Below are 25,973 nucleotides of genomic sequence, written 5' to 3' on the forward strand. Positions count from 1 at the left end.
CAGGAGCTATTTAATTTTTTTGTAAGGAAGGGAGTAGCTCGTCTAGTCCTTCCATTGCCATTGTAAATCCTTCTTTAAAACCCATCTGAATTGTTTCTTCAAGTTGGGCCAAATCGGCATAAGAAATATGAAATTCTACCAAAGTTATTTGCCCTTTGTCGGTAAAAGTGACTTCCCATTTTGACTGCGGCAAATCGTTATTCAGATTGCCATCTGCGTCTGCAAAAGCATCAAGTCCTGTGAATTTTTTTTGAAATTGAATGTTCTTATAATCTGCTCGGGACCAGTGTTCCTGACCTTCCGGTCCAACCATGGCATAAAGCCAATATCCGCCTTCTTTGAAGTCCATGGTTTTTGTTCGGGCTTTCCAAGGTTTAGGTGCCCACCATTGGTCAAGAATTTTGCTTTTTGTGTAAGCGTCCCAAACCAAAGGAAGTGCCGCGGCAAATTCTCGTTTTACCGTGATTGTATTGTTTTGCTTATTTACAGAAAAATCAAAGGCTAAATTAGTGCTCATTTGTTATTGTTTTTCTATTGTTTAATAATTTTCAGTTTTCTAAATGCTTCTTTAGTTGCGTTCATTCTGATTGCTGGAAATTCTTCCATATTTGTCTCTTCCTTTTCTATATTTGTGGCAAAAAAGTAAACAGAATTATTCGTTTCTAAATAGCCAACCAGCCAACCGCTATTTTTGTCATTTCTCATTCCCCAACCTGATTTTCCGCTTAAAACATAACTTTCGTTTTTTTCTATCAGCATGATATCTTTCATGATATTTTCAGTTCTTTTTGAAATGGGTAATTTCGAGAAATACAGACGTTCTAAAAAATCAATTTGTTGCATTTGAGAAAATTTTGATTCTCCGTACAGCCAAAAATTATCGATTGTCAAGGTGTCGAAAACCATCCCTTTGTAATCTAATTTCTTTAAGTAAGTTTTCATTCTGTCAACTCCAATTTTTCTTGCGATTTCCTGGTAGCAGGGAACACAAGAGACTTGGAATGCTTTTTTGAAAGTCAAATCTTCTTCCCATTTTTTAAAATTTCTTTTTTCTCCGTTCCATTTAAAAATAACGGAATCATTAGCAATAACTCCTGTTTCGAGAGCAATAATGGAATTTGGAATTTTAAAAGTAGATGCCGGAATAATTCCAGTTTTCGCCCACTTAAAATCGTTAGCATAATAGGTCTGATTTTTTACATCATAAATTAAAACAGCTCCTTTTACTTTTAGACTATCTAAAGCTTTTCCAAATTCGGTTACAACAACTTCTTTCCCTTTTTTACTTTTTATTTGGCAATTGGCATTCAGGTTTACTAATAAAATTAGATTTAAAAGAATTAAAGTTTTTCTCATTTTTAGTTTTCTTTTTCGGTTCAGCTTTTCGAAAAGCCCCAACGGCAGGAGGAACTTTCATCGAAGATTTTTAATAAATTGTTATAATTTTTTAAGTTTCTTTTTAATCTTCAAATATCAGATTTTTACTTGTGTTTTTGATCGTTTGGAAGTTCTTTTTTTTCAAAAGGGAAATAATCCAGTACATCATATTTCCATATGTTAGTTGGAAATATCACCACGAGATTTGCTGTTTTTTTTCCGATATTTTTGAAAGCATGTGGAACTCCTGCAGGTATATTGACAATATATGGAGCTTTAATAGTAAATGTAGTGTCGCCCATGGCGTATAAAATATCACCTTCCAGAAGCACATGTGATTCTTCTCCTTCATGTGAATGCATTGGAGGTGCTCCCCCAGGAAATGTTTCCGTAATTCCGATAGTAAGGTTTTTATATCCGGATCGTTGGCCTTCCATGACATGAACATATTCACCTGGACCAGGATTAATGACAGGCAGCTGATCCAAAGTAAGAGCATGTTCTGAGTAATACTTCATCATCGGGGAGGTGAAAGGCCCGGGCACGGTTCGTCTTTCAAGGACTTTAAAGTTGTGATGTTGTGCATTTAATGCTGAAATAATTGAATCCGGAACTTGTTTCTTTTCATCAACCAAATTTTTTAAAGAAAATGTCTCCTTTGTCGCATCATGGAGAGTGGTTTCAGTAATGTCCGCTTTCTTATTTTCTGAACAGGAATTAAGGACTAATCCAAGTACTAATACTGCAATTAAAAATTTCGCTTTTTCCATTTTTATTTTGTTTTAAGATTGAAAATTATCCTTTAAACGGTTAGAATTACAAATAAATTAGAATTTTAAAAACGCATCTAATAGAACCCAAGTCATAGAGTTACTGATAAAATTTGAGGGCTTTGCAGGAAATATTTTTCTGTTATTGCAGAACTAAGTTAGTGAAAATAATTATTTAATTAGTTGTAAATCAGTGATTTTGATTAAATATTATTGGTTGAAGTTTTTATTGTATTATTGTTTTGGGTTCCTAAATTTTACTTTACACAAGGCACTTCATTACTTTTAGGATCAGCCTGACAACTCTGAATTAGTAATTCAAAAGTTTTGTCTTTTTGTAAAAATAAAGCTCGTTTAGTCCTGACAGTTCAGGATAAACGAGCTTGTTTTTTATTTTGTTTATGCAGGTGTTTCAATCGTTAGGGAATAGGTGTCAATAATGAAACTTTAACCCCAGATATCGTCACTATTTAATTCTCACAAAAAGATCCGATTTGCTGCAAATGTTTCTCCGTTTGGTATTTATTAAAGTTATCCCATTTCGGTGGAAAACTTGTTTTTTGACCGTACATGGAATCCAGACAAACATTGTTGTCTTTGTACTTATCATGCAAAACAGACAAAATTTTAAAGAAAAATTCATCGAGCATTACGATGGCTTCAAATTCGGTTTTGAGCGTATTATAATTACTGTCAGAAGGCGTCAATAGCTGTAATAAATCCAATACCTCATTCTTTTCAGCTTCGTTGATTTCAGTTAAATAACCGTTTTTTAAAGTTTTAAAAACCAAATTATTCCAAGCCACACTGTCATGTCCCCATTTGACATCCGGGAGATTAAGAGAATGTTCACAAATTAGAATAATGGAAAAAAGCACATCATTCAAATACTCAGCCGGAAACTCATCAAAGCTTCTGAATTCAAAACCACTTTGGTACATTTTTTCCTGATTAAAATCAAGACCAACTTCCGAAAGCAATTCATATTCCATGTCTACTTCAATCTGATCACGCCACCAAATATTTTCTTCTTTTTCGAACTTAAGCAGTTTTCTAAAATCATCAACTTTATAGGTTAGAATTTTTCCTTTAGGCATAGCTTTGTTGAAGGTACCAACACCTATGTAACGGGACATGGCATTTCTCATAGAGCCCAAAGTAAAATTTTTATCTAAATTATACTTATCACTGATCACCCCCATAATGTCGGGACTTCCTAAAGTTGCTATAAAAAAAGGTTCAAACCATTGCAACAGATAAATCGCGTTGGAGTGTGTTTTATCAAATTCATTATAATCTACAATCCTGCTGTCTTCTGTCAGTGAGGGCAACGTAATGTGAAAATGGTAGGTGCCATTATTAAACAAAACAAGGTTTTCCTGATTGGTCATGAACATATTGAGACCATTATTGTAATCCGGAAAGTTTAGTTTTCCATTTAGAACAGAAGATTCATTGATTTTATCAAGGAATAATTTTTTGGTCGCTTTAAGCTCTTTACAAGAATCGGCTATCGTTCTGTTTTCAAAATATTTGGTTACAAATTCGATAGAATCACCATCAAAATGTACAGACCCCATCGTTTTATTTCTTTGGGTAATCATACTTTGAATATTGTACGGCTGGTCCTCCAGAAAAAGTTCCATGATGGATTTTCCAAGATATTCAGGATTTTCAAGCGGTTGTGGATTTGCCTCAGCAGCTTCTGCAGATTTAACAGCTGATAATGTTTTATGTTGGTAATTTACATCAAGTTTCTCTAGCGAATGACTATTCATCATTCGGCTCACTTTGTAATTTTCATTCAAACCAAAAGCCTTTTTCAATATAGGCGCCAGGCTTTCCGGTTTGTAGCATTTTCTATAATCAATACTGTATTTCTCAAAACCAATTTTTTCTTGTATAAACTCACCAGAAACTATTAGGGATTCTTCAAATTGCATGTAGGTTTCGTTTTCTAATCCTATTCCCCAATAATATTTTTTTGTCTGATTGTCTTTCATTTATACTAATTTTCTTTTTATGGTTGATAATACTTTTAAAGTTGTTTTTTATTTGGTGATACAGATCTAATTGGTCAAAACCAGAGACAAAGAATCTTTAACGGATGGCATAAAATGTTGCTTCCATTAAAAAAGTTTTATTCGACTTTTAGAATTTTAGAAATGTATTTTAGTTTTAGGAATTTTGCACTTGTATCAACTGAATGACTGATAAAAAAGTAAAATTTTATAAAGGGGCTTATAAAATGCTAATGATTATTAATTACTTTTATATCAATAATTTAAGTAGATGAATAGCCCAAATGCCGCTTTTGCTATTCTTATTTTTTCCAAGTTGCAAAAGTAGTTTTTTATTATATCATTTCCAAGTGGTTAACTGGTTGAAAATCAATAATAATGTAAAATTTTGGAACAATCAGATTAATTGATTGGATTTATTCGTGGTAATAAAACACATAAGAGGAATATAATTCATCATTCCACCAATCTTTTTTAACTTCCGAAAAGTAGTTGTAATTCAATTTCCCTGCTTGTGATTGTAGCGGATATACTACGATATCATTCTCTCGATAAGCTTTATTTAAATCCGTTTCGGGCACAACAGGAACGATATGTCCGGAGAGTCCTTTCTCTTTTCTTTTGGCACAAATTATTCCGACGCCTCCGTTAGTGTTCACTTTATTTTGAATTTCATCGGCAGTAAACACTCTTTCCCATCCGAAATTAGATCCCCATTGTAAAAACCAATCGTGTATGGCGCTTGAATAAATACGATCAACGGTTTCTTCAAAAACAGCTTCTACATCTTCTCCCTGTACAATTTTTTTCAGGGCGTCATCCGTCCACCAAACAGTAGGGAGATATACTTTGCAGAAATGGCAAAAATCATAAGAGTAGACATTACAGTAGGTGTCTTCTATTGTTCTTTGGTATCTAATGCTTGAAACAACGTTCAGTTTATCAATGAGTTGACCAATGCTTTTTCGTTTACTCTCAGGACTAGTTAAATCTCTAAACGGAATATTGGAGTCACTGATAGGTTTGTGCTTCATTTGCATCGAATCTAAACGCGCTTCTGGATCGGGTAAGAAATCGGCAATTTTTATTTGGCCATGCGGTATTGGTTCATCAACTATTGATACGGTATATTTCTTCATTTTGGCTGCTTAAAATTAATTGGTTTAATGCCAGCAGAACTTAAATCGTTGCTTAGCAGTTATACCACCTTATTTTAGAGAATAAATTTGTTGAGGGTTCGAGCGGGGTCGAAAGTTCTGGTACATCCTTATTCAAGATAATCTCTTTAAAAAATTTAAATATAATAAAATAAACTACAAGAGGAAATATAATTCTATTATAGATTTCGAATAGAAATTTGTGAAAGGTACTTTTTCTAATTGAATGTGGAGTATGAATTTTAAGAGCTAACAGGTTTAAAAAATTGCGCAAGAGACAATTGCAGAGCGAGTTTATGTTTGTGGGCACGAGCGGGACGGTAAAGCTAGCGGGTTCTTTTGTTTTCTGTTATTTTATCTTTATCAAGTTCTGGTGTTGCACTTACTCTTGACAAAAAATGTATCGTTCCAGTAGTTTTGAATTTTTTTTGTTGCCAAAATTATCCCAAATATTAAACCTATTATACTGAATACAATTCCACAAATTAACCCAAAAGTATTTTCAAAATTGTAATAAAAAATAAAACCAGCTCCCAAACCAATTAGAGTAGGTGAGAGTGCAATTTGTATCCAGCCAATGATTTCAGTTATTAATTCAAATATTTTGTGCATTTAATTTTTTGATTCTTAAATATTCGTATAAAAATTTCCTCCGCTAATGCTAGCGTGGGTTTGGGACTAAGTTAAGATTCATCTTTCGGATTTGCCACCCGAGTGATAGCGAACAGGCGAAGCAAATCATCTCAAATACAAAACTAACTTTCCATTAAGCCAAATATCCAAATCCGTGTAGTAGCTGCTGCCTGCAGTACTTTGATTAAATTTCTATTTAGGTGCAAATCGATTATGGTCGAATAACTTTTTCTCAGAAATATGTAAAATCACAAGTTTGTAAATTTCATCGTCTGAAAAATTTTTGTCATAATTTTTTTTAACAATTAATTTTAGTCTTGTTTGTTCATTTGCTGAAATATTTTTGAAATAATTAATTGCATCATCTTTATGTTGTAATTGATTTAAGTCAATGTTTTCTAATTCAATATGGTTTGTTTCTATTGATTTATTTTTATAATTAATAACATCTGGTTTTGAATTTTCATTTTTTAACGTATGCAAGGAATTGTCTTTTGTTTGTTTTGAAGTTAATTCACTGTTTAAAGATTTCAGATCATTTTCATTAATTTGAAACTTCAAACTAAGTATGTAACCAATTAATGAAATTATAGCAACATTTATCAAACCTGATACAATTTCACTACTGATTATGTTGACTGATTCAACTAAAGAAAAAAGTTTATAAACGATGAATAAAACTCCTAAAATTTGAAAGAATAATTTCTTTGAAAAGTTTATTTTTCTAATCTGATTGCCCAGTAAAATACCTGTTAAAAATAAACCTATACTTGACGATATGAGAAGAATTCCACTTGAAACTGATGTGTCTAAAAAATTTCCTAAAGCGCTTGAATTTTCATTTGTTTGTTGAGAATAATATACTTTTAAAGAGCTAGTTAATACTAAGATTATAGACAAAGTTGATAAAAGTAAAAAAAAGATGTAGGTATAAATCAATGCATTTGCTTTTCTATAATTAATTATTTTATCAATAAATTTAGAAAAGATAAATAAAATACCAACTAAAATAATTGAACTGAAAATCGAAAAAAACATTTTAAAAAAGCCGTGAAACCAAGTTTTGTCAACATATAGTGTTTCCTTATAAATATAGAAAAGTAATAGAATTATGGAATAAATATATGCTGTTAAACTGGCAATACGATAAATCTTGCTATCTCTTTTGTGAAAATTAAAAATGTCCATAAATTTTAATTAGGTGTGTTAAAAATAAATTATAATACTCTAAAATTATGTTTGTTACTACTTTACTTTCTTTTTTTGTAGCATTACAGGTAACTCACAAATATTTTCGCAAAGCATACCTAATGAAGGTGTACTGGCGAAAGCTAGTATCACTTTATAGTTTTTCAAATATATACAAATAATATTACAAATTATCCGTCATATTTGGGGTTGGTTTTTAATGCTATAAATGGAAATTCTCTGTTGAACAGGTTTTAGGTTTGTCGTTTTAGGAAATTGCCATTGCATTTTTACCGGCGTTATTGAAATTCCATTTTGAAATACCTAACGTCATGGTATTCGCGATTTGCGTGAGGGGTAGCAGCGGCATCCTTTTGTGCCATGCAATGGAGCAAAAGATACAGCGAATGACCCGACCTTTAGGGCACGCCCCAACCGAATTCCTAAATTGTAATTAAATTTTTAGGTTATCTAATTATCTAATTTTCAAATTAACCTATCTTTGCGGTCCCGAACGATCGGGAGAAATACGTTATTATGAAGTTTGATTTATTACAAAAAGATCCGCAGTCTAAAGCCAGAGCGGGAAGTATTACCACCGATCACGGTGTAATTGAAACCCCTATTTTTATGCCTGTGGGTACCGTAGCCTCTGTAAAAGGAGTGCATCAGCGGGAGTTGAAAGACGATATCAATCCGGATATTATTCTGGGAAATACCTACCATTTATACCTTAGACCACAAACCGAAATCCTCGAAAAAGCGGGTGGTTTGCATAAATTCATGAACTGGGATCGTAACATTTTGACGGATTCCGGCGGATACCAAGTGTATTCTCTTTCATCGAACCGAAAAATTAAGGAGGAAGGCGTGAAGTTCAAATCGCATATTGATGGTTCTTACCACGTGTTTACACCGGAGAATGTGATGGAAATTCAGCGTACCATTGGTGCGGATATCATCATGGCTTTTGACGAATGTACACCGTATCCTTGTGATTATCGTTATGCCCAGCGTTCGATGCATATGACGCATCGTTGGTTGGACCGATGCATCAACCATTTGGAAAAAGTGCCTGTTAAATATGGTTACGACCAAACTTTTTTCCCGATTGTTCAGGGAAGTACTTATAAAGATTTACGCAGACAGTCGGCAGAATATATTGCCAATTCAGGTCAGCTGGGGAATGCTATTGGCGGACTTTCGGTAGGGGAACCTGCAGAGGAAATGTACGCGATGACCGAGGTAGTTTGCGAAATTCTACCGGAAGACAAACCGCGTTACCTGATGGGTGTGGGAACTCCAATAAATATCCTTGAAAACATTGCTCTTGGAATCGATATGTTCGACTGTGTGATGCCTACGCGTAACGCCAGAAACGGAATGTTGTTTACAGCCAACGGTTCGATAAACATTAAAAACAAGAAATGGGAAGATGATTTCTCTCCAATTGACGAAATGGGAATCACCTTTGTGGATACGGAATACACCAAAGCATATTTACGTCACTTGTTTGCCGCCAATGAATATTTAGGGAAACAAATTGCCACTATTCATAATCTTGGTTTCTACATGTGGTTGGTTCGTGAGGCCAGAAAACATATCTTAGCGGGCGATTTTAGACCGTGGAAAGAAATGATGGTCAAAAATATGAGCCAACGACTTTAAAATAATTATGAATTATAAATTATGAGTTAGCTTGTAGCTCATAATTCATATTCATAACTCACAATTTTAAATATGCTAACAATTATAGACAAATACATCCTAAAAAGATATTTAGCCACTTTTGTGGTGATGTTGTTGTTATTTATCCCCATCGGAATTGTTATAGATGTATCGGAGAAGATCAATAAAATGTTGGAAAATAAGGTTCCTTTTGTAGAAGTAGCCATTTATTATTATCATTTTACGGTGTATTTCGCCAATATGTTATTTCCGATACTTTTGTTTTTATCGGTGATTTGGTTTACCTCAAAATTGGCCAATAATACTGAAATTATTGCCATATTGAGTTCGGGTATTTCTTTTACGCGTTTTTTGAGACCTTATTTAATTGGGGCATCGATTATCTCTGTTTTTGTTTTGCTGATGGGGTTCTTTATTGTTCCGGCATCGAGTGAAGGTTTCAATAATTTCCGATATACCTACTTGAAGGGAGGCGGTAAGGAAGCGATGCGAGGCGACAATACAGATGTGTACCGACAAATCAGTGATAATGAATTTATCTATGTAAACAGCTTTAATACCGATACCAAAACGGCTTTTAATTTTTCTTTGGAACGATTTAAAAAGGAGCAATTAGAGTATAAAATTACAGCCAGCAGAATCAAATGGAATCCGAAGGACAGTACCTATACCCTTTATGATTTTACAAAAAGAACCTTGGGTACCCTGGGGGATAAAATAGAGAAAGCTCCTCAAAAAGTATATAAGTTTAACTTTGACTTAGAGGATTTGACACCTGTAGTCTACATCGCAGAAACCTTGAGTTTAGCCAAACTGAATGCCTTTATTGAGAAAGAAAGAAGTCGAGGCTCCTCAAATATCAATACCTATTTAGTGGTATTGTATAAAAAATACAGTATTCCGGTTTCAGCATTTATACTTACGATTATCGCCGTGGCCGTTTCGTCTATGAAGCGAAGAGGCGGAATGGGAATTAATTTGGCCATAGGAATTGCACTTGCTTTTGGCTTTGTGTTTTTTGATAAAATCTTCGGAGTACTGGCTGAAAAGTCAAGTGTTCCCCCAATGTTAGCGGTTTGGCTCCCTAACATTGCTTTTGGAATCTTAGCCATATATTTATTACGAAATGCAAAACGATAATTTAAAAAGTTACCTAAACCTTCATTTAATAGTTTTTATTTGGGGTTTTACAGCCATTTTAGGCGCTTTGATTACCATCAACGCAGATGCTTTGGTTTGGTATCGAATGATATTTGCCGCTGTTTTTTTGGCTTTATTCATTGTGTACAGAAAAAAATCTTTCCAGATTCCGTTGCCGTCATTGGCTAAGTTACTATTTGTAGGGGCATTGATTGCTTTGCATTGGATTCTTTTCTTTAAAGCTATTCATGTTTCGAATGTGTCAATAACCCTTTCCATTTTTTCATTGGGAGCATTTTTCGCTTCTTTACTGGAACCTCTTTTTTACGGTAGAAAAGTGCTGTGGTATGAAGTGTTCTTCGGGCTGATTATCATTGCAGGACTAGCGTTGATTATGAAAGTGGAAATTAATTATCTGAATGGAATGCTGTACGCTTTGGCCTCTATTATTTTAGGGGTTTTGTTTACGCTGATGAACGGGAAATTGATAGAAAGACACGATCCCTCGGTGATTTCTTTTTATGAATTTGGAGCTGGAGTCTTCTTTATTTCGATCTATTTTTTATTTCAGCAAAAATTTACGGCAGACTTTTTTGTCTTAACGTTCAATAACTGGATGTTAATTTTAATATTGGCTTCAGTCTGTACCGCTTATGCCTTTACGGCTTCGGTAAAAGTGATGCAGAAATTGACCCCTTATACAGTGATGTTAACAACCAATCTGGAGCCTGTTTACGGGATTATTCTAGCCTATTTTATTCTGGGTGGAAAAGAAAAAATGAGCACCGAATTTTACATTGGAGCACTGATAATTGTAATCACAGTTATCCTAAACGGAGTCATAAAACATTATAAAAAAGAAGAGGAAAATTAGTTTTTGAAGGACTTGTTGGGGCAACTTTTTCACTAAAATGAAAAATATGCCTTTTCAAACGATTTTAAATTTTATATTTGCACTTCCAAATCAGATAAATAAATAACGCAAAAATCCTATGGAATATTTAGATTTTGAGCTTCCTATAAAAGAATTAGAAGAACAGTTAGACAAATGTGTTGTCATTGGTAAAGAATCGGATGTTGATGTTACGACTACGTGCAAACAAATCAACAAGAAACTAGAAGAGACTAAAAGACATATTTATAAAAATCTGACCGCTTGGCAAAGAGTTCAATTGTCAAGACACCCGAACAGACCTTATACTTTAGATCATATAAAAGCACTTTGTGGAGAAACTTTCTTGGAACTGCATGGTGACCGAGGGTTTAAAGATGATAAAGCCATGATTGGTGGTTTAGGTAAAATTGACGGACAGTCTTTTATGATTGTTGGTCAACAAAAAGGGTATAATACCAAAACCCGTCAATACCGTAACTTTGGTATGGCCAATCCTGAAGGGTACAGAAAAGCATTGCGCTTGATGAAAATGGCTGAAAAGTTTGGTATTCCTGTATTGACTTTAGTGGATACTCCAGGTGCTTATCCTGGACTGGAAGCTGAGGAACGCGGACAAGGAGAAGCCATTGCCAGAAATATTTTTGAAATGGTACGCCTTAAAGTTCCTGTAATCACGGTTATTGTTGGTGAAGGTGCTTCTGGAGGTGCATTGGGAATAGGAGTGGGAGATCGTGTTTACATGATGGAGAACACTTGGTATTCTGTAATTTCTCCTGAATCTTGCTCTTCTATTTTATGGAAAAGCTGGGAGTATAAAGAACAGGCAGCCGAAGCTTTGAAGCTGACTTCTTCCGATATGAAAAAACAAAAATTAATCGACGATATTATTCCTGAACCACTAGGTGGAGCTCACTTTGACAGAGCAACTGCTTTCAAAACTGTAGAGCAATATATCATGAAAGGATATAATGAGTTGAAGGACTTATCAACAGAAGAATTAATTGCCCAAAGAATGGACAAATACTGTAAAATGGGCGATTTCAAGGAGTAAAAACTTACAAATTTATATAGAATCCGAAGCCCTATGGTTTCGGATTTTTTTTTGGTTATAAACAAAAAATAGTTAGTTATGAACATTTATTTGTAATAACTCAACACTCATATTTTTTTAATTATTGTTAATTTCGCTGCATGGAAAATTTCAAAAATATAAACCCAGTCAAAGTTGATAAAACGACTATAATAAGTCTTGAAAAAGGAAAGTTACCGCCACAAGTATTAGATCTTGAAGAAGCTGTACTTGGTGCTATGATGATTGACAAAAAAGGGGTTGATGATGTGATTGACATTTTACAGCCTGATGCTTTTTATAAAGATGCCCACAAACATATTTTTGAGGCGATTGTTCAATTATTTACAGAAACACAGCCTATTGACTTGCTGACCGTTTCTGCACAACTTAAGAAAAACGGAAAATTAGAATTAGCAGGTGGCGATTTTTATTTGATCCAGCTGACCCAGAAAATTTCCTCTTCGGCACATATCGAATTTCACTCCAGAATTATTCTGCAAAAATTCATTCAACGTAGTTTGATCCGTATTTCATCTGAAATTATTGAAGATTCCTATGATGAAACTGCCGATGTTTTTGATTTATTGGATAAAGCCGAGTCCAAATTGTACGAAGTGACACAAGGAAACATCAAACGTAGTTCGGAAACGGCTCAAAGTTTAGTGTTACAGGCTAAAAAGCGTATCGAGGAAATTGCCGGACAAGAAGGATTGAGTGGTGTGGCAACTGGTTTTGATAAATTGGATAAGCTGACTTCGGGTTGGCAACCAAGTGATTTAATTATTATTGCAGCAAGACCTGCGATGGGAAAAACAGCCTTTATTTTATCTATGGCAAGAAATATTGCGATAGATTTTGGTCATCCTGTAGCTTTGTTCTCCTTAGAGATGGCGTCAGTACAGTTGATTACAAGGTTGATTTCATCAGAGACAGGATTGTCTTCTGAAAAGTTAAGAACTGGTAAATTAGAAAAACACGAATGGGAGCAACTAAGTACTAAAGTAAAGAATTTAGAAAAAGCCCCTCTTTTTATAGACGACACTCCTTCCTTATCTATTTTTGATTTAAGAGCGAAAGCTAGACGTTTGGTGTCACAACACGGTATAAAAATCATTATTATTGATTATTTGCAGTTAATGACAGCAGGAGGAAACGGAAAAGGTGGCGGAAACAGGGAGCAGGAGATTTCTACGATTTCCCGAAACTTAAAAGCCTTGGCTAAAGAATTGAATGTTCCGGTAATTGCGCTTTCTCAGTTGTCGCGTGCGGTTGAAACACGTGGTTCCAGTAAAAGACCTTTGCTTTCGGATCTTCGTGAATCGGGAGCGATTGAGCAGGATGCCGATATTGTATCGTTCTTATACCGCCCCGAATATTATAAAATTGATGAATGGGATGACGATGAGGCCTCACCAACTGCAGGACAAGCCGAAATCATGATTGCCAAACATAGAAATGGTGGTATCGAAAACGTTCGTTTGAAGTTTATTGGTCACCTGGGTAGATTTGATAATTTAGAAGATTATGGTAGTGGTTATGATGATTTACCTTCTAGCATGAATCATGATGAAAGTTCATTTATTACCAAAAACCTTCCATCACCCAATGAGGCTTTTGGAAGCAATCTGAATCATGATGATGACGATAGCGATGTTCCTTTTTAAAAAGAAAGATCTAAAAATAAAGAGAGGCTGCCCATTTGGACAGCCTCTTTTGCATTTAAGAAATGGACTGGATTATTTTTTAATAATCAATTTTCCAGTTGTTATTTTCGTTCCATTGGTACCCTGAATAAAATAGATGCCGTTGTTTAGATATTCTAAATCGATTGTATTATTGCTGCTGTTTGTTACTTTGAACGTCTTAACTGTTTGTCCCACTTGATTTACAACTTTAAAATCACCATCAGTATCTGATAGAATGCTGATGATTCCCTTACTTGGATTTGGATACATCAAAAACTTAGATTTTGATTCGAAATCAGCTGTGGCCAATGTGGTAATAAGGACACAATCCGAAACGATAGTACAACCATTCAGAGTTATTTCCACTTTGTAAGAACCATTAGCTGTTGGAAGGAATGATTGACCAATTGCATCAGGTATAAGAGCATTTGCGCAATCAAACCATTGATAAGTAGCACCAGTTTGATTTGCGGTTAAGGTATTCGAACTAACTGAAACAAACTTGTCAATAGCCGAAGGCTCTGTAATCGTGAAGTTTTTAGTAATTGAGCACAAATTAGCATCTGAAATAGTGCAGGTATAATTTCCTGCAGCCAATCCTGTAGCTGTTGCTCCTGTTCCACCCGAAGGAGACCAAGAATAAGTCAATATTCCTGTTCCTCCTGAGGCGGTTACCGTGGCTGAGCCATTACTACCTCCGTTGCAAGTATTATCGGTTTGTGAAGTGGTTGCGGTGATGGCTGAAGGCTGAGTAATAGTAAAATTTTTAGTAATTGAACACAAATTAGCATCTGTAATAGTGCAGGTATAATTTCCTGCAGCCAATCCTGTAGCTGTAGCTCCTGTTCCACCCGAAGGAGACCAAGAATAAGTCAATATTCCTGTTCCTCCCGAAGCCGTTACTGCGGCTGATCCTTCACTTCCTCCGTTACAGGCAATATTGGTTTGTGAAGTGGTTGCGGTGATGGCTGAAGGCTGCGTAATCGTAAAATTTTTAGTAATTGAACACAAATTAGCATCTGTAATAGTGCAGGTGTAAGCTCCTGCAGTCAATCCTGTAGCTGTAGCTCCTGTTCCACCCGAAGGAGACCAAGAATAAGTCAGCGTTCCTGTTCCTCCCGAAGCCGTTACTGTGGCTGATCCTTCATTGCCACCGTTACAAGTATTATCGGTTTGTGAAGTGGTTGCGGTAATAGCCGAAGGCTCTATAATCGTGAAGTTTTTAGTAATTGAGCACAAATTAGCATCTGTAATAGTGCAAGTATAATTTCCTGCGGTCAATCCTGTAGCTGTAGCCCCTGTTCCACCCGAAGGAGACCAAGAATAAGCCAAGGTTCCTGTTCCCCCTGAAGCTGCTACCGTTGCTGAGCCATTACTACCTCCGTTGCAAGAAATATCGGTTTGTGAAGTGGTTGCGGTGATGGCTGAAGACTCCGTAATGGTAAAGTTTTTAGTAATTGAGCACAAATTAGCATCTGAAATAGTGCAGGTATAATTTCCTGCAGCCAATCCTGTAGCTGTAGCTCCTGTTCCACCCGAAGGAGACCAAGAATAAGTCAGTGTTCCTGTTCCTCCCGAAGCCGTTACTGTTGCCAAACCATTATTGCCTCCATTGCAAGATACATTGGTTTGTGAAGTGGTTGCGGTAATAGCCGAAGGCTCCGTAATCGTAAAGTTTTTAGTAATTGAGCACAAATTAGCATCTGAAATAGTGCAGGTATAATTTCCTGTAGCCAATCCTGTAGCTGTAGCCCCGGCTCCCCCCGAAGGAGACCAAGAATAAGTCAAGGTTCCTGTTCCTCCTGAAGCGGTTACCGTGGCTGAGCCATTACTACCACCGTTGCAAGAAATATCGCTTTGTGAAGAGGTTGCGGTGATGGCTGGAGGCTGCGTAATCGTGAAATTTTTAGTAATTGAACACAAATTAGCATCTGTAATAGTGCAGGTGTAAGCTCCTGCCGTTAAGCCTGTAGCTGTAGCTCCTGTTCCACCAGAAGGAGACCAAGAATAAGTCAAGGTTCCCGTTCCTCCTGAAGCCGTTACCGCGGCCGAACCATTACTACCTCCATTGCAAGATACATTGATTTGAGAAGTAGTTGCGGTGATGGCTGAAGGCTGCGTAATCGTGAAATTTTTTGTAATTTGTGTTGATTCTCCATCAGTAATTGTACAGGTATAGGATCCGGCGGTTAAACCTGATGCCCAAGCACTCGATCCACCTGAGGGTGACCAATTATAGGAATAAGATGCGATACCGCCTGAAGCCGTTACTGATGCAGCACCATTAGAGCCGCCATTACAAGAAACATTCGTTTGGCCGGTCGATGCAAATAAACCAGCACCCGTAGTAAAAGTCAAATCTGATCCATAGCTCGTTCCTGCCGAATTGATTGCATACGCTCTAAAATGCACAAGTGTTCCTGCAGGCAGAGAGGAAATTGTTGCACTAAAACTCCCCGTTCCCGAGCCATTGGCTACTTTAGTATTGGCAGTGGTGGGGTTGGCAGTAGTGGCCCAAACAATACCTCTTTCCGTTACTGTTGCTCCGCCATCTGCGGTAACATTTCCGCCAAGAGTTGCTTTTGTTGCGCCAACTCCTGAAGCAGCGGTTGTTGTAACGGTTGACGCTGTCGCGGCAGGTGTTGAAAGTAAACGAAAGTTGTCAATGGCAAACTCCGCATTAGTACCATTTGTGAAACAGTTTAAACGAATATCCAAAGTTGTTCCTGTACCGGTAATATTAGCTGTAAATTCACTAAAAGCATAACTCAAAGCAGCTCCATCACCAGATTCATCACCATTTGTGTCTAACTTTAAATTAGTGCTGAAATTTGGATCCGAAGCATAGAATGCTACAGCTTTTATCCAGTTACCAGTACCATTAATTCGATATTCGACAACGAGAAAATCTTGTAAATTTGTAGCTTTCCAATCGATACCCTGCCAACTTGTATTTAGATCACTTGCTGCAAAGAGTCCTTTAAACGATAAACCCGATTTTCCTGAAATATCAATCCCACTCCACGTAACTTGCTGGTTGGCGCTTATAGAGATATTGGTGCAGGTTGGACCAAAATCAATATTTTCACCGGCCCAGAATTTTGTTCCTTGAAAAGCAGAATACGTTCCGCTTTGTATCGCAATTCCTGAGAGTGCTGTTCTAAAAAAATAAGAAGTCGCAGGGGGACCGCCACATGAAAATTCAGTAATAGAAGGTGTTCTTGTCCCTATACTTGGGGCACCAGTATCTTCAAAAGTGTCACTCCAAAATTGCGTTTGCGCTTTTCCTTGTATATAAAAGAGACACATTAGTATCGCAAAGGTTAATGTAAAGTTCTTTTTCATAATCAAATAGATTTAAATTAATGGTTGATTCTAAATTTTAATGTGGTCATTAAATGTGCTTGGTTTTAAAACTGCAAATTGTCGAGCTGTCATAATACCAATGTCTGTACTGAGAATCTCAACAGCAATTTGTAAGTTGTCTTCACAAGCAATGTTAAGAGTGTCTTTGAGCGATACAATTGTCCCTGCCTGATGGGTATGTGGTTGATTCAATATAGTTGCTGAGATTATTTTGACCTGTTCTCCAAGAATTGAAGCATCAGCGCCTATATTCCAAGGGTTACAGGCATTAACTAGTGAAATGATTTCTTGGGCAGACATTCGTTTCCAATTAATATAGGTGTCCGCTAATTCCGGTTTTTCATAGTAGTAGGACAAGTTTTCATCTTGCGATTGGCTAGGGATTTTACTTGCAAATTGTACCATATTGGCCATATTCAAAGTCACCTGAGCCATGCGTTCACTTAATCGGATTGTTAGTTTTCCATAAGTGTCACCATTTTCGATAAGAACAGGGTCGTTAAAAATAATATTTCCTTGATCGAATTTGGAGTTCATAAAGTGTGCACAAATAGCTGTTTCTGTTTCCTGATTTTTAAGGACTTCAAAAATGGGCATCGGTCCACGGTATTGTGGCAAAGGACCAGGATGGAAATTGATGAATTTATCCTCTCCGTAAGACAAAACTGTTTCGGGAAGCAAGAAGGGAAATGAGATGCAAAAAATATAGTCGGGTTGAATGGTATCAATCCAAGACCTCATTTCAGTAATACTTTTTTGATTCGGAAAAGATTTAAAACCGATGTTGTTGTCTTCAGATTCTCTTTCTAAAGCTTCTATAATTGTGTCACTGCCTTTACCAATGGCTATGCCGCATATAAATTTTTCATATGCCAGTAATTGCAATGTTTTAAAGGCAAATTTTCCGCCACACAATACCAGTATTTTTTTCTGTTTTTCCATATTAAATACAGACATAACTGTTATACCAAGCTGATCTTGATTGGTTTAAATCCTCATTGATTAATTGTTCGAAATTTTCATGTATAGCATCAGCCTCACCCTCTAATTGTACTTCACATTTCCCTTCAGGGTTAGCTACAATGCTTGCTTTATACAATGGTGAAATGGAAGTATTGGTTTTTGAATCAAAATAGATGTTTCCTCTTGGACCTACAAATTCGAACGATTGTAAACTGGCCGCAATCTGTACAATATTGTTTTTATGCTGATCCATCAATTCAAGCACTTTTAGAGCGATTACAGCACTTTCCCAACTTAATAATGAGAATAAATTGGGGGTTCTGCCCGCTGCAGTGATTGTTTCGGTAAAGATTTTATTCTCGGGGGATTTTATTTTTTTTGACCAGGCAGCGATACCTTTTATGGTGTTATTAGGATATTCTGTAGTGGCAAGCATTGATTCTTCAAATCCAAAAGGAGGTAAGTAGATTGGAATCTTTTCATCACCAAATGCGGTTTTAATACCTTCAAAATACCATTGTACAAAATCACCGCTAAAAATACTTAGTAAAGCGCTATCTGGAAATTGGTCTAAATGAGATTGGAGAGGGGCCACAGTAAAATCTTCTGTTTTGTACCCAGTCGCATGATTGAAGACAATTTTGCCACCGCTAACTTCAAAACTTTTAGAAATACTATGGGTATGCAGATAGCCGCCATCATAATAACCGGTCACCATTCCGGCACTTTTATACCCATCGTTAAAGGCTTCTTTTGCAGACAGCCAGGCGCCTAATGCATTATGAAGCGAATGATAAAAAATATTAGGACAACTTGGCCATTCCTGGGGCAAATTAGCACCAGTATCTAAAACAATCAGCATTTTATTAGCGGCCAGAAATAAAGGGCGAAGCAATTGTGCGGTTCGATGCCCTATATAAGCAATTACCAGAGAGGTGTTTTCTTCCAATAAAAGTTTTTCGGCACTGCGATAACATTGTTGTTTGTCAGCACCAAAGCCTATATTTTCTGTTACGATTCTAATATCCGTTCGCCCTGATTGCTTTAATCCGGATCGTAGTCCCTCGTATAAATCAAAACCTATGGTTTCATAGTAAGTGGAGCGAGCCAGTAAAATTCCTATTGTTTGCATGTTTTCTTTTAGTAATTAAAAGAGGAAATTTTCGATCTGAAAATTTCCTCTTTATGATAATTTCAATTAGCTTCTACTTGGAAATATTCCTTCTAAGGCAATGGAATAATTAATGACCAAGTACGGGTTCATGACATCGACTGGCAGACCCGATCCGCTGGTATCTGTAGATCCGGAAAGCTCAACGCCACCGGTATAAGTTCCGCTGGTTGGGCCATTGCCTGAGTACACCGGACTGGCAGCATTTGCAGGAAAGTTACCTTCTGGAGCTGTTTCATCGGCATTTGCAGAGGAAGCTTTTAATTTAGCAGAAGCTGCATTCAAGGTGTGCCCATGCGGCGGCATATTTGATGGTAGTATCGATACATTTGGAGTGCCTCCCGTTTGTCCTATAAGATAATTTGGAAGTCCGGGACCTTGCCCTTGACCAATTGGCATACGGCCTTGTAAATCAGGAAGACCAAAAGTATTTTGACCATCGCCTCCGTAGTTGGTTCCTATTAATGAAAAAAGAGCGGTGTTCTCTGCGATCGAAATGACTTGTCCAGCGCAAATCTCATATCCTCTTGGCGGGAAATTAAACCCTAAAATTTTAATTTCTCCAATGAATGGTTCTGTTGACATAATTTTTGTTTTTCGAATTAGTAATTGTAGTAAGGGACACTATTAATTGCGACTAGGAAAAATGCCATAAATAGCAATAGAATAATTGACTACGAGATAAGGATTCATCACAGAAACAGGAATGCCTGATCCGCTGATATCTGTAGAACCGGAAAGCTCGACACCTCCTGTATAAGTCCCAGTGGTTGCCCCGTTACCTGAATAAACCGGGCTTGCAGCGTTAGCAGGAAAGTTACCTTCTGGAGCTGTTTCATCGGCATTTGCAGAGGAAGCTTTTAATTTTGCAGACGCTGTATTTAGTGTATGGGCATGAGCTGGCATGTTTGATAGTGTTAAAGCAATATTAGGAGCTCCATCCAATTGCCCCATGGCATAGGATGGTAATCCGGCTCCGGTCCCTTGTCCTATTGCTGCGCGACCTTGTAAATCAGGTAAGGCAAAAGTCTGTACTCCGTTACCGCCATAAGCGGTTCCTAATAATGAGAATAAAGCCGTGTTTTGTGAAATGGACATGATCTGTCCATTGCAATTGGCATAACTTTTAGGGGCAAAATCGAATCCGAAAATTTTAATTTCTCCAATAAATGGTTCTGTTGACATAGTAATAGTGTTTATGATTATTTAAATGGTTAATTTTTGGGGCTTTAAAAGAGAATTTTCTGTTGTGAAATTTCTGCTGAATTACAACAGTACAGGTTTAGATTTTCGAGTTCTGAATGGCGCTGTTTTTCACCTGTGATTTTGGGCCTAAAAGCTTGATTCTTTAAAATGATTTGTTTCACCGGTATTCCTTTAAAGTTTAAAACAAATTTAGGTTCGAAAGGAGATTGAAAAATAGGTATTTACACCTGTTTTTAGTTTTGTTGAGTATTAAGTGTTTGTTATGTAGTTGATTATGGTTTTAATGCAATGTTTGATTATTAGGAAGTATTCTAACAAAATTTTAAAGAAGGATCTCAATAAGAACGCGGCTTTGCGAATTAAGTGGAGGAAATTATTGATAAATAGGTTAATTAAAAAAGGCACAACAATAGCCTTTTCTTGAGGATTCTGCTATATCCCAAGATTTCAATCGTACTCTTTTTTTTGTTAAAACTTAAAAAAATGACTAGTTTAGCAATCTGTTTTTTAACCAATAAAAAGTACAACCATAAAAACTAAAAAATTATGTCTGAAGAAACCACAGCAGCTAAAAAAGTAAACACTATTCCGCTTAAAGAAGCACAAAAATGGGCAAAACGTTGGTCCAAGAAAGAAGGAAATTACAACAAACATCATGAATTGCATGCGTTCCTGATTCCTAAAATTGATTTGCAGGAAGTATTAGCCGAAGGCATTGATGCCGTAAGAGCTTATATTGGCGTTGACGATGAAGGAGTTGAAAAATTAATGATTGTAGGTACTAAATACGATGCGGCTACTGGTATTTATGTGGATATGATTACGGTTGGAGACGGAGATGTTGCCGCTGCAGCGGATGATATTTATGATGTTACACGACCTTGTCCTCCAGTTTGTGATCCGGCAAGTCCAATGTTTCAATAGAATTGATGATAATACTATTTGTATATATTGGATATTTAATCTTATTGATCAATTTGATCTTATTTTTAAAAGGCTTTTCCAAACAAGGAAAAGCCTATAAGATTTTTGCGGGATATTTAGGGATGATATTTATAATTCAAATGCTTGCAGAGCTTTTCTATAAAATTGATTATCAAAATCTGTTTACAACCCATTTGTATTTTATTGGACAATTAGTTTTGTTGAGTTTTTTTTATTTATCTATTTTGAAAGATGATTACCAAAAAAAGGCTGTGAAGATAGGTTTAGTTTTAGGACTGTTGGCTCTGGCAGTTCAATATGCTTACAATCCAGGTTTATTTTACAAATTCAACTTATTCGAAATATTCATTACTTCTTTTTTGCTTATTATTTATGCAACTTTTCATTTTTACAATATGTTGAATGAGAAAAAAGAATTTTATTATATTAATATAGGAATTTTAATGTATCTGTTCGGAAGTTCTATCTTGTATTTGGTGGGAAATTTAACAGCTGTATTAAGCCCAAAAATGAGTCTAATCACTTGGACTCTAAATGCTTTTTTGTATATCATTTATCAAGTTTTAATTTTAATAGAGTGGAAGAAAAGCTTTTATAAAAAGGGAATTCAATAAAAAAAAATGAAAAAAGACGTTATTCTGGAGAGTGATTTAGTGGCCATAATTATGTACAGCTGTGCCGCTTTTCTGTTGATGGGATTGGTTTTGGTCTTGTTTTTCTATTTTTCGAGAAAGAAAATTATCCAGAAGGAATTAGAAAAAAAAGACTTGGAAATTTATCATCAAAAGGAGTTACTTCGGGCCGGAATAATCACCCAGGAAGAAGAACGCAAACGCATCGCCCAAGATTTGCACGATGACATCAGTTCAAAATTGAATATCGTATCCCTGAATACCCATTTGCTCACCACACCGGATTTGTCCGACAAAGAACTCGCTGAAATCACAGCAAATATTCTCAATCTTACCACCAAGGCATTAGAAAATTCAAGAAAAATAGCCCACGGTTTATTACCTCCTGTTTTGGATAAATTTGGACTTCATGCCGGAGTAGAAGAGTTGTGTTTTGAATTCAACAGCAGCAAGAAGGTGGCTGTTCATTACCAAAATGCAACCCAATTTGACAATGAGGACAGAGACAGGCATTTGCACGTTTTCAGGATTTTGCAGGAATTGATGAATAATTCGCTGCGTCACGGAAAAGCAACTGAAATCTCTATTGCATTTGATGAAAAGAATGGAGCGAAAGTTTGTACGTACAAAGACAACGGAATTGGTTTTGAGATGAATGATAAAAAACATCAAAATGGTCTGGGGATGAAAAATATAGAAAGCAGGGTGACTTTTTTAAATGGTTCCATTAACTTTGACTCTGGTGTCAAGAAAGGAATCGCAGTTGTTTTTAATTTTTAACGATGGAAACCAAAATAAAAATAGTTTTAGCCGACGATGAAATTCTGTTTAGAAAAGGAATTTCCTTTTTGTTGGGAAGAGAAAAAAACATTGATATTATTTTTGAAGCTTCAGATGGTGGTGAACTGATTTCGTTTTTGAAGGAAAGCAAGATTCATCCCGATATTATTGTTATGGATTTGAAGATGCCTGTATTAAATGGAGTGGAAGCTACTAAAATGATTCGTAAAGATTTTCCGGAAATTAAAATTATAGCATTAACCAGTTATAATTCGAAATCATTTATAGCTAATATGATAAGTGTTGGCGCCGTTTCTTATTTGGTCAAAAACGCTACACCACAGGAATTACTGACAACAATTAATGAAGTAGCTAAAAAAGGATTTTATTATGATGAGTTTGTAATGAAAAACATTCATGATAATGTGTTGGCCAGTAAAAATACCAGAAGTCATTTTGATACCAATTTTCTTAGCTCTAGAGAATTAGAGGTACTTAGGTTGGTCTGTGAACAAAAGAACACAGCTGAAATCGCAGAAAAACTTTTTATAAGTCCAAGAACAGTTGAAGGTCACAGAAATAATTTATTATTAAAAACAGAATGTAAAAATGTGGCAGGATTGGTGGTTTATGCCATTCAAAACGAAATTGTGACTCTGGGAGATTTATTAGAATAAAGAAAATTCCCGTCTATAATTACCAATAAAAGAGCCGACTCAAAATCAATGGAGTAGGCTCTTTTTTATTTTTATAAACGATAGATTTATTCTTTAATCTGACCATCTGCAAGCACTACAATAGTGCGTATTTTATTTTCTTTCTCAAGTTTAAGTCGGTATTGTTTTTTTGTAATCACACCATTTTTTTGAAAATAAAAATAGGTATCATCAGTAATTTTCCAACCCGGAAATTCATTGAGCACCGAAGTCACAACCGCATTGGGGAGTTTTACTCTTTTATAGGTTTCCTCTACACTGGCTAATTTTTGGTCATCGTCATAGGATGCTAATATAGTCCCTCTTTCGATTTCCAAACAGAGTCTGTAGGTGGGATTTTCTGTATCAGTTTCTTGAACAAAATAATCGACAAATTTTCTTTGAAGCCCATTTACTACTGCATCTGAGTGCTTGTCTGGTACATAGGCTTCCATGGTTTTTCCGTTTGTTTTCACAATAATGCTGGGTAGGGGGGCAAGTCCGGGATTTTCATTCTCAAAATCGGCTGGCAACGCCATTTGGCTGTATGCTGTATGGGTAAAAATTACCAATAACAACGTAATAATAAGTGTTTTCATGATGTGCGAGTTTAATAAAGGGTTTGGTAAAATGATAGTGTACGATCTGTATCCTCTTATAATCAGTGGTGTCAAGCAAATAATGACAGTATAAACCAATAAGTTCATGGCTTATTTATAAGGAAACACAATCAATTTTAGGTTTAGTCCCTATTTCTTTATGTTTTTAAAAAAAGGGATGATGACCTGTTTTAAAAAATAGAGTCATAAGCAATTTGTTTGTAAATTAATAAAACAGCCAGTAGGAATTTTGGGGATTTTTTTGGATGGCTCAGGAATTCATGATTCATGAAGCCTGTTTTTTGAGGCTATAAAATTTAATCAAATTTGAAAGCGCTGTTATTTAGATTGGGAGCTAAAGCGTATTTCAGGAGTAGGATTTAAAAACGTATATTTTCTTTACTAATTTTTATAAGGATGTTATTCGTTTATTGAAATTAAGAAATAATAAATAGAATAGAAATTACATAATACGCTATAAGCGTAACAATCAATAGGCATACACTCATTTTTTTTAAAAAAATTAAAAAATTTTTTATTTTTCTGTTCTCTTGCATAACGTTACTAATCATCATTGTAAAATGTCTTATTATTTATTCAAAGTTAACGAGTTCGAACAATTGATAAATGCGTATTTTTACCTGTTTTTTATAGTTAACATAGATTTATACTTATGTCCAAAAAAATAGTGTATCTGCTTTTATTGCTGCTGTCAGTATCGGCACGCGCCTCTTTTATTCTGTTGCCTATGGATGAAACTTCACAACAAAATCATCTTAAGGCATACGGCATAACGTATTGGTGTTTAAATAAAAACTACAAGGCCAGCTGGTTACTCAATTACCGTGGCGGTTCTTTTTTGCTGCCTGATGCGGAGGAGATTCGTAAAGAATGCCAGATTAGGGGAGTGAGTTTCGAGATCCTTTCCGATAGTGAAGAAGTTGCAATCCTTAACGAAATTTCCAGTCCTTCCCAGAATATGGAATCGGTTGTCTTAGAAAAAGCGCCAAAAATTGCCGTTTATACCCCTAAAGGGAAACAACCCTGGGATGATGCTGTAACATTGGTTTTGACTTATGCCGAAATCCCATTTACGCCCATTTATGATGAAGAAGTACTGGCAGATCAGTTATTGTTGTACGATTGGCTGCATTTGCATCATGAAGATTTTACGGGACAGTACGGAAAATTTTATGGTGCTTATAAAAACGTGCCTTGGTATATTGAACAAAAGAAAGAGGCAGAAGCTTTGGCCACTAAATTAGGTTATGCCAAAGTATCGCAGGAGAAAGGGGCTGTTGCCAAAAAAATCAGAGATTTTGTAATAGGTGGTGGTTTTATGTTTGCAATGTGTTCTGCAACGGATAGTTTTGATATTGCCTTGGCTGCAGATGGTGTGGATATTTGTGAAACGATGTTTGATGGCGATGCCAGTGAGGGCAATTACCAATCCAAAATCAATTACAACAATTCATTTGCCTTCAAAGATTTTATTTTGGAAAGAAGACCGGAGCAATATGAATTTTCAAATATAGATATGACTTTGAAAAGAAGAATTCCTATGGAGAAAGACTATTTCACCTTGATGGAATTTTCGGCAAAATGGGATCCGATTCCCAGTATGCTCTGCCAGAATCATACCCAACTGGTGAAAGGATTCATGGGGCAAACGACCTCTTTTGATGCGGCATTAATTAAATCGAATGTGTTGGTGATGGGGGCCTGTGAGCTTAACGGGGAAGCGAGGTATATTCATGGTGAAAAAGGAAAAGGAATGTATACATTTTATTCCGGGCATGATCCTGAAGATTTTCAGCATCAGGTGGGAGATCCGCCGACTGTTCTGGATTTGCATCCAAATTCTCCGGGTTATCGGTTAATCTTGAATAATGTGCTGTTTCCTGCAGCCAGAAAGAAAAAAATGAAAACCTAACGGATTTACTATTTATAAAGTATAAAAAACACCTGATTTGTTTCTACAACAGTTCA

General features: G+C 36.0%; 22 protein-coding genes. 10 read left to right on the plus strand and 12 right to left on the minus strand.

Features of this window, described 5'->3' with window-relative positions; genetic code table 11:
• Positions 1-10: 10 nt before the first annotated feature.
• The 6 genes from ABEB23_RS02290 to ABEB23_RS02315 all read right to left on the minus strand — a co-directional run bounded on the left by ABEB23_RS02290 (position 11) and on the right by ABEB23_RS02315 (position 7,146).
• On the minus strand, positions 11-517 hold the full coding sequence (locus ABEB23_RS02290; protein WP_348810755.1) for an SRPBCC family protein: 507 nt from the start codon (positions 515-517) through the stop codon (positions 11-13).
• A gap of 14 nt (positions 518-531) precedes the next feature.
• The gene (gene blaOXA / locus ABEB23_RS02295; RefSeq protein WP_348810756.1) at positions 532-1,356 is read right to left on the minus strand and encodes a class D beta-lactamase; all 825 of its coding nucleotides are present in this window, start codon (positions 1,354-1,356) and stop codon (positions 532-534) included.
• A gap of 125 nt (positions 1,357-1,481) precedes the next feature.
• Positions 1,482-2,147 (minus strand): cupin domain-containing protein, encoded by a 666-nt coding sequence (locus tag ABEB23_RS02300; protein ID WP_348810757.1) that lies wholly within the window; start codon positions 2,145-2,147, stop codon positions 1,482-1,484.
• A gap of 470 nt (positions 2,148-2,617) precedes the next feature.
• Entirely contained in the window at positions 2,618-4,150 is a 1,533-nt protein-coding gene (locus ABEB23_RS02305; protein WP_348810758.1) for a hypothetical protein, read from the minus strand.
• Between the two features lie 434 nt (positions 4,151-4,584).
• Positions 4,585-5,307 (minus strand): hypothetical protein, encoded by a 723-nt coding sequence (locus ABEB23_RS02310; RefSeq protein ID WP_348810759.1) that lies wholly within the window; start codon positions 5,305-5,307, stop codon positions 4,585-4,587.
• Between the two features lie 843 nt (positions 5,308-6,150).
• The gene (locus tag ABEB23_RS02315; RefSeq protein ID WP_348810760.1) at positions 6,151-7,146 is read right to left on the minus strand and encodes a hypothetical protein; all 996 of its coding nucleotides are present in this window, start codon (positions 7,144-7,146) and stop codon (positions 6,151-6,153) included.
• A 537-nt stretch (positions 7,147-7,683) separates the two neighbouring features.
• On the opposite strand from ABEB23_RS02315, the gene tgt reads away from it, so the two are divergent.
• From tgt to dnaB, 5 genes are all read left to right on the plus strand, one after another.
• Positions 7,684-8,814, plus strand: a complete 1,131-nt coding sequence (gene tgt, locus ABEB23_RS02320; protein WP_348810761.1) for a tRNA guanosine(34) transglycosylase Tgt — start codon at positions 7,684-7,686, stop codon at positions 8,812-8,814.
• Positions 8,815-8,886: 72 nt separating this feature from the next.
• Positions 8,887-9,975: an LptF/LptG family permease gene (locus ABEB23_RS02325; RefSeq protein WP_348810762.1), complete on the plus strand. Its 1,089-nt coding sequence runs from the start codon at positions 8,887-8,889 to the stop codon at positions 9,973-9,975.
• The gene (locus ABEB23_RS02330; RefSeq protein WP_348810763.1) at positions 9,962-10,849 is read left to right on the plus strand and encodes a DMT family transporter; all 888 of its coding nucleotides are present in this window, start codon (positions 9,962-9,964) and stop codon (positions 10,847-10,849) included. Before ABEB23_RS02325 ends, ABEB23_RS02330 begins: the two co-directional genes overlap by 14 nt.
• Positions 10,850-10,967: 118 nt before the next feature.
• Positions 10,968-11,921: an acetyl-CoA carboxylase carboxyltransferase subunit alpha gene (locus ABEB23_RS02335; RefSeq protein WP_348810764.1), complete on the plus strand. Its 954-nt coding sequence runs from the start codon at positions 10,968-10,970 to the stop codon at positions 11,919-11,921.
• A 140-nt stretch (positions 11,922-12,061) separates the two neighbouring features.
• Positions 12,062-13,606, plus strand: a complete 1,545-nt coding sequence (dnaB, locus tag ABEB23_RS02340) for a replicative DNA helicase (protein WP_348810765.1) — start codon at positions 12,062-12,064, stop codon at positions 13,604-13,606.
• Positions 13,607-13,678: 72 nt separating this feature from the next.
• On the opposite strand, the gene ABEB23_RS02345 is transcribed toward dnaB, so the two are convergent.
• From ABEB23_RS02345 to ABEB23_RS02365, 5 genes are all read right to left on the minus strand, one after another.
• A complete protein-coding gene (locus tag ABEB23_RS02345; RefSeq protein ID WP_348810766.1) occupies positions 13,679-16,972 on the minus strand; it encodes a T9SS type A sorting domain-containing protein in 3,294 nt (1,097 codons plus the stop codon).
• Between the two features lie 30 nt (positions 16,973-17,002).
• Positions 17,003-17,935: a methionyl-tRNA formyltransferase gene (locus ABEB23_RS02350; protein WP_348810767.1), complete on the minus strand. Its 933-nt coding sequence runs from the start codon at positions 17,933-17,935 to the stop codon at positions 17,003-17,005.
• Between the two features lies 1 nt (position 17,936).
• Positions 17,937-19,088, minus strand: a complete 1,152-nt coding sequence (locus tag ABEB23_RS02355; RefSeq protein ID WP_348810768.1) for an ABC transporter substrate-binding protein — start codon at positions 19,086-19,088, stop codon at positions 17,937-17,939.
• 66 nt (positions 19,089-19,154) lie between these two features.
• Positions 19,155-19,712: a phage tail protein gene (locus tag ABEB23_RS02360; protein WP_348810769.1), complete on the minus strand. Its 558-nt coding sequence runs from the start codon at positions 19,710-19,712 to the stop codon at positions 19,155-19,157.
• A 42-nt stretch (positions 19,713-19,754) separates the two neighbouring features.
• Positions 19,755-20,312 (minus strand): phage tail protein, encoded by a 558-nt coding sequence (locus tag ABEB23_RS02365; protein ID WP_348810770.1) that lies wholly within the window; start codon positions 20,310-20,312, stop codon positions 19,755-19,757.
• Between the two features lie 567 nt (positions 20,313-20,879).
• Between ABEB23_RS02365 and ABEB23_RS02370 the strand changes: the two genes are divergently transcribed.
• From ABEB23_RS02370 to ABEB23_RS02385, 4 genes are read left to right on the plus strand one after another with little or no spacing between them, the layout of a single operon-like run.
• Positions 20,880-21,257, plus strand: a complete 378-nt coding sequence (locus tag ABEB23_RS02370; RefSeq protein WP_348810771.1) for a hypothetical protein — start codon at positions 20,880-20,882, stop codon at positions 21,255-21,257.
• Between the two features lie 5 nt (positions 21,258-21,262).
• Positions 21,263-21,892, plus strand: a complete 630-nt coding sequence (locus ABEB23_RS02375) for a hypothetical protein (protein ID WP_348810772.1) — start codon at positions 21,263-21,265, stop codon at positions 21,890-21,892.
• Between the two features lie 6 nt (positions 21,893-21,898).
• Positions 21,899-22,690: a sensor histidine kinase gene (locus tag ABEB23_RS02380; protein WP_348810773.1), complete on the plus strand. Its 792-nt coding sequence runs from the start codon at positions 21,899-21,901 to the stop codon at positions 22,688-22,690.
• Between the two features lie 2 nt (positions 22,691-22,692).
• Positions 22,693-23,367, plus strand: a complete 675-nt coding sequence (locus ABEB23_RS02385; RefSeq protein ID WP_348810774.1) for a response regulator — start codon at positions 22,693-22,695, stop codon at positions 23,365-23,367.
• An 86-nt stretch (positions 23,368-23,453) separates the two neighbouring features.
• On the opposite strand, the gene ABEB23_RS02390 is transcribed toward ABEB23_RS02385, so the two are convergent.
• The gene (locus ABEB23_RS02390) at positions 23,454-23,984 is read right to left on the minus strand and encodes a hypothetical protein (protein ID WP_348810775.1); all 531 of its coding nucleotides are present in this window, start codon (positions 23,982-23,984) and stop codon (positions 23,454-23,456) included.
• Positions 23,985-24,657: 673 nt separating this feature from the next.
• Here ABEB23_RS02390 and ABEB23_RS02395 point away from each other — a divergent pair.
• On the plus strand, positions 24,658-25,917 hold the full coding sequence (locus tag ABEB23_RS02395; protein ID WP_348810776.1) for an asparagine synthetase B: 1,260 nt from the start codon (positions 24,658-24,660) through the stop codon (positions 25,915-25,917).
• Positions 25,918-25,973: the final 56 nt, after the last annotated feature.

The organism is Flavobacterium maritimum (assembly GCF_040049085.1).
GTDB classification, from domain to species: domain Bacteria; phylum Bacteroidota; class Bacteroidia; order Flavobacteriales; family Flavobacteriaceae; genus Flavobacterium; species Flavobacterium maritimum.

Coding starts and splice junctions, on each gene's coding strand:
- ABEB23_RS02365 (WP_348810770.1), bottom strand. CDS start 20,312: ATGTCAACAGAACCATTTATTGGAGAAATTAAAATTTTCGGATTCGAT.
- ABEB23_RS02345 (WP_348810766.1), bottom strand. CDS start 16,972: ATGAAAAAGAACTTTACATTAACCTTTGCGATACTAATGTGTCTCTTT.
- ABEB23_RS02380 (WP_348810773.1), top strand. CDS start 21,899: ATGAAAAAAGACGTTATTCTGGAGAGTGATTTAGTGGCCATAATTATG.
- ABEB23_RS02355 (WP_348810768.1), bottom strand. CDS start 19,088: ATGCAAACAATAGGAATTTTACTGGCTCGCTCCACTTACTATGAAACC.
- ABEB23_RS02385 (WP_348810774.1), top strand. CDS start 22,693: ATGGAAACCAAAATAAAAATAGTTTTAGCCGACGATGAAATTCTGTTT.
- blaOXA (WP_348810756.1), bottom strand. CDS start 1,356: ATGAGAAAAACTTTAATTCTTTTAAATCTAATTTTATTAGTAAACCTG.
- ABEB23_RS02390 (WP_348810775.1), bottom strand. CDS start 23,984: ATGAAAACACTTATTATTACGTTGTTATTGGTAATTTTTACCCATACA.
- ABEB23_RS02395 (WP_348810776.1), top strand. CDS start 24,658: ATGTCCAAAAAAATAGTGTATCTGCTTTTATTGCTGCTGTCAGTATCG.
- ABEB23_RS02360 (WP_348810769.1), bottom strand. CDS start 19,712: ATGTCAACAGAACCATTCATTGGAGAAATTAAAATTTTAGGGTTTAAT.
- ABEB23_RS02305 (WP_348810758.1), bottom strand. CDS start 4,150: ATGAAAGACAATCAGACAAAAAAATATTATTGGGGAATAGGATTAGAA.
- ABEB23_RS02290 (WP_348810755.1), bottom strand. CDS start 517: ATGAGCACTAATTTAGCCTTTGATTTTTCTGTAAATAAGCAAAACAAT.
- dnaB (WP_348810765.1), top strand. CDS start 12,062: ATGGAAAATTTCAAAAATATAAACCCAGTCAAAGTTGATAAAACGACT.
- ABEB23_RS02350 (WP_348810767.1), bottom strand. CDS start 17,935: ATGGAAAAACAGAAAAAAATACTGGTATTGTGTGGCGGAAAATTTGCC.
- ABEB23_RS02330 (WP_348810763.1), top strand. CDS start 9,962: ATGCAAAACGATAATTTAAAAAGTTACCTAAACCTTCATTTAATAGTT.
- ABEB23_RS02300 (WP_348810757.1), bottom strand. CDS start 2,147: ATGGAAAAAGCGAAATTTTTAATTGCAGTATTAGTACTTGGATTAGTC.
- ABEB23_RS02370 (WP_348810771.1), top strand. CDS start 20,880: ATGTCTGAAGAAACCACAGCAGCTAAAAAAGTAAACACTATTCCGCTT.
- ABEB23_RS02375 (WP_348810772.1), top strand. CDS start 21,263: ATGATAATACTATTTGTATATATTGGATATTTAATCTTATTGATCAAT.
- ABEB23_RS02310 (WP_348810759.1), bottom strand. CDS start 5,307: ATGAAGAAATATACCGTATCAATAGTTGATGAACCAATACCGCATGGC.
- tgt (WP_348810761.1), top strand. CDS start 7,684: ATGAAGTTTGATTTATTACAAAAAGATCCGCAGTCTAAAGCCAGAGCG.
- ABEB23_RS02325 (WP_348810762.1), top strand. CDS start 8,887: ATGCTAACAATTATAGACAAATACATCCTAAAAAGATATTTAGCCACT.
- ABEB23_RS02315 (WP_348810760.1), bottom strand. CDS start 7,146: ATGGACATTTTTAATTTTCACAAAAGAGATAGCAAGATTTATCGTATT.
- ABEB23_RS02335 (WP_348810764.1), top strand. CDS start 10,968: ATGGAATATTTAGATTTTGAGCTTCCTATAAAAGAATTAGAAGAACAG.